Raw genomic sequence first — 3,369 nt, forward strand, 5'->3', positions numbered from 1 at the left:
TTTTGTGTATAAGACACAGCGTTCCCTGAGTTCTGCGTCGTGACATGGGGAGGCCGGTCTGTCGCCGGCCTCCCCTTGTCACGTCACCGACGTGGTCAGGGCGTCGAAGAGCCAGAGTTGGGTGGTGCCGGAGGTGGCGGTTTCGCCGGTGAGAGTTGTTGTGAGGTGCCAGTATCGGCGGACTCGGTGGTCTGCGCCCGCGGCGTCGACGAGAAGTTGACGGCGGAACGACGGGGTGTCGTGGCGGTCGCGGGCGGTGGCGTGGATCGCGACGTAATGGTCCAGTTCAGGGCCGGAGTGGGGTGGGTGGCCCGCGGTGACGAGGGGCGCGACCGCGACGCAGGCATCGGCTACGTCGAACAGGAGGCGCCGTTCGTCGCGGATGCCGGGGGTGCTGCGGTGCCGGATGGTGTCGTACACGGCGGTGGCGATATCCGGATTCGAGGCCACGGCAATCAGTTCCGCGTAGGCGAGGAGGTGTTCGGGGTGGGCGCCGGGTGCCAGTTCGGGGACGTTCATGCTCAGGAAACCGTCGATGGCCGCGGCCGGTAGCGGGGTGAGTTGGCGGCGCCAGAACGTGACGAGGACATCGTGGGCCGCGCGCGGATCGACTACGGCGGCAAGCAGATTCAGGCGTTCGTCATGCCGGTCGGGAGCGGCCGATTCGATGGCGCGCAGGAGCGCCCGACGACGATTCAACGCGTCGAGTTCGTCGTCGACGGCGACGCGTTCGGCCGCGATAACCTCGGCGAGCGAGCGAGTGCCGTCGAGCACATCCTCGATCGCCGCCAGTCCGATGCCGAAGGAGCGCAGCCGGCGTAGCAGCACCAGCCGGTCGATCGCGCCGGGTTCGAACACTCGGTGGCCGGTGGGGGTGCGCGCCGCGTCCAGCAGGCCCGCGTCGCAGTAGTACCGGACCGTTCGCACCGCGACGCCGGTCCTGGTGGCGAGCTCGCCGATCGTCAGATATGTGATGTGAGTCACTTTCGCTGGCACCTCCACCTCGGTGGAACTCCTACGGTACCGAGGACGCCGACGCAAAGGAGAACCGACGATGACCCGACCGGACACGAGGAACGACACGATCTGGCTGGCGGTGGCCGACGAACGCACCACCCTGGTCGAATTGCTGCGCGGCCTGCCCGCATCGGAGTGGGACACCGCGTCCCTGTGCCAGGGGTGGCGGATTCGGGACGTTGTGGCGCACCTGGTGCTGGCCACCCGCGTCACGGTCGCGGCCTTGCTGGTGAACCTGATCCGCGCGCGCGGCAACACCGACCGCCTCATCCATGACACCGCTGTCCGGCACGCCGACCGGACACCGACCGCCGAGTTGCTCGCCGAACTGCGCGCCACGATCGACTCCAGGGCCATCCCGATCGGCACCACACCGGTCGATCGGCTGATGGATCTGCTGGTGCACGGGCAGGACATCGCCGTCCCGCTCGGCATCGACCGGGTGATGCCACCTGCGCCTGCGCAACTCGCACTGGACCGAGTATGGACGATGGGCGCCCCTTTCCACGCGCAGAATCGGCTGGCCGGATACTCGTTGCGAGCCACCGACAGCTCCTGGACCGCGGGCAACGGCGCACCGATCACCGGCACGGCGGCAGAACTACTGATGATGGTCACCGGCCGCACCTCCCCCGATGAACGAGTCGACCGGCGGTAACCGCCGACGCGCAACTCCGCAATCCCCGACAGATTTCACGTAATACTCTGCAGGGCAGTGGATACAGCGATCCGCAGCACCCGGCGAACTGGGGCTGCGGATCGCTCTCGGTCGACGAGATCGCGCGACCGTCAGACAGCGACGGTGGGTCGCTCGGCGACACCGCCTGCCGCCGAAACCTCCTTTGTCTCCACATTGTCCGGCACCGAGGTCGCCCCGGCCGGGATCCGGCGCAGCAACGCCACCGCCAGCACCGCACCGGCGGCCGAGAGCACAGCAGCGGTCCACGCGGCGGCGTTCAGTCCGCTGGTGAATGCTTCCCGAGCAGCCAGTACGAGCGAATCGGCGAGGTCGGCGGGCAGCGACTCGGCCGAACTCAGCGCTGCCGGAAGGGTTTCCGAGGCGGCTCCCTCCGCCTCGGACATGTCGGCGCGGTAGATGGCCGCGCCCACGCTGCCGAGCAGCGCGACGCCCAATGCCACGCCCAGGTCGCTGGCAGTGCTGTTCACGGCCGAGGCCGCGCCTGCCTTCTCCGCCGGGGCCGCACCGATGACCAGGCCCGGGATCAGTGCCATCGCCGGGGCGATGCCCGGGTAGAGGACGTAGAAACCCACGATGAGCAGCGGTAGCCCGGCAACGCTACCGACCTGGGTGAGCACCAGGTAGCCGACCGCCGAGACCGCCAGGCCCGCGGCGATGAGAGAGGCGGGACGAATGCGGCGAGCGAGCGCGGGGGTGACGGTGGAAACGATGACCAGGCCGATGGCGGCGGGCAGAATCCACAGCCCCGCCTGCAGCGGCGACTGGGCCGCGACCAACTGCAAGTACTGGGTGAACAGCAGGTATACCCCGCCCAGGGCGACGGCGGCCAGCATGTACACGCCGAGCGACCCACTGAACGTGCGATTCGCGAACAGTCGCACGTCGAGCAGCGGATCGGCCAGGCGCAGCTGCCTGCGGACGAAGACCACCGCGAACACCACACCGGCGAGCAGCGTGAGCAGCGATTCGGCGGCGAATCCGGTCTCGGCCAGCTTCTTCACGCCGTAGACGAACGGCAGCAGCGCGGCCAGCGACAACGCGACACTGATCGGATCGAGTCGACCCGCGCTCGGCGCACGGTATTCGGGAATCAGCACCGGTACCGCGGCAACGACGACCAGCATGACCGGCACACCGATGAGCATCGACGCACCCCACCACAGCGAAGCGAGCATCAGACCACCCAGCAGCGGCCCGAGCGCCACACCCGCCGACACCGACGCGGCCCAGAGACCGATGGCGGTGGCGCGCTGCCTGTCGTCCCGGAACATGGTCGTGATCAGCGACAACGTGGCGGGCATGACGGCAGCCGCACCGAAGCCCATCACCGCTCGGGCGGCGATCAGCAGTTCCGGGCCCGGCGCGAACGCGGCCAGGATCGAGGCGGCGCCGAACAGCACGGCCCCGGCCAGCAGCAGTCGGCGACGGCCGAGCCGGTCACCGAGGGTGCCCATGGTGACGAGGAAACCGGCCATCACGAAACCGTAGATGTCGTTGATCCACAGCAGCTGACCGCTGCTCGGCGACAGATCGGCGGCGATATACGGGGTAGCGAGGAACAACACGGTCATGGTCAGGAACAGCAGGACTGTCGGCAGGAGCAGGACCGCGAGTCCCAGCCATTGGCGGGTACCTGCCCGCTCGGGGACATC

Annotated in this window: 3 protein-coding genes; 1 reads left to right on the plus strand and 2 read right to left on the minus strand. The window is 68.6% G+C overall.

Annotation, left to right across the window (positions count from 1 at the left end; genetic code table 11):
- Positions 1-78: 78 nt before the first annotated feature.
- Positions 79-984, minus strand: coding sequence for a MerR family transcriptional regulator (locus ACFWF3_RS29285; RefSeq protein WP_379316813.1), 906 nt, complete (start codon positions 982-984; stop codon positions 79-81).
- 70 nt (positions 985-1,054) lie between these two features.
- Here ACFWF3_RS29285 and ACFWF3_RS29290 point away from each other — a divergent pair, with 70 nt between their 5' ends.
- Positions 1,055-1,675: a maleylpyruvate isomerase family mycothiol-dependent enzyme gene (locus ACFWF3_RS29290; RefSeq protein WP_379316815.1), complete on the plus strand. Its 621-nt coding sequence runs from the start codon at positions 1,055-1,057 to the stop codon at positions 1,673-1,675.
- A 131-nt stretch (positions 1,676-1,806) separates the two neighbouring features.
- On the opposite strand, the gene ACFWF3_RS29295 is transcribed toward ACFWF3_RS29290, so the two are convergent.
- On the minus strand, positions 1,807-3,369 hold a 1,563-nt coding region (locus ACFWF3_RS29295), incomplete at its 5' end, for an MFS transporter (RefSeq protein WP_379316817.1).

This window comes from Nocardia sp. NPDC060220 (genome assembly GCF_042727815.1).
Lineage (GTDB): Bacteria > Actinomycetota > Actinomycetes > Mycobacteriales > Mycobacteriaceae > Nocardia.

Excerpts from the sequence above, each read along its gene's own strand:
- ACFWF3_RS29290 (WP_379316815.1), top strand. The coding sequence starts at position 1,055 with ATGACCCGACCGGACACGAGGAACGACACGATCTGGCTGGCGGTGGCC.